This is a genomic window from Paenibacillus periandrae (assembly GCF_022458865.1).
GTDB lineage: Bacteria > Bacillota > Bacilli > Paenibacillales > NBRC-103111 > Paenibacillus_S > Paenibacillus_S periandrae.
Genome location: NZ_JAJNMU010000172.1, coordinates 1 through 298 on the forward strand (window position 1 = coordinate 1; position 298 = coordinate 298).

At 47.3% G+C, this 298-nt stretch carries 1 pseudogene; it reads right to left on the reverse strand.

Annotated elements, in window-relative coordinates:
* Positions 1-91 precede the first annotated feature (91 nt).
* Positions 92-298: pseudogene (locus LRL21_RS45095) on the reverse strand (hypothetical protein); the annotation flags it as partial.

A 298-nucleotide genomic window follows, 5' to 3' on the forward strand; every position in this document is an offset into this window, starting at 1 on the left:
CCACCCACTTACGAAAGGAACGGTTTCTTTGTACATTCAATATACCATGGACCAACTATGCTTGCCAATGGATTTGGAAGAGGACATTCCTCTAAATCATCTCGTTCGTGTCGTTAATGAAGCCGTGGATAAGCTTGACGCGGCTTATACCGGAGGTGGACGAGACAGCTATCATCTGCGAAGCTTCGCCTAGCTCACGCAGGTCTCCACTGCCATGGGTCTTTTCTTCTTGTTTCTCCGTTTCTTCGATGGTGGCAAATAGCGTCTGAACTTTTTCCTGAAGCTTGGCTTTGTGCTT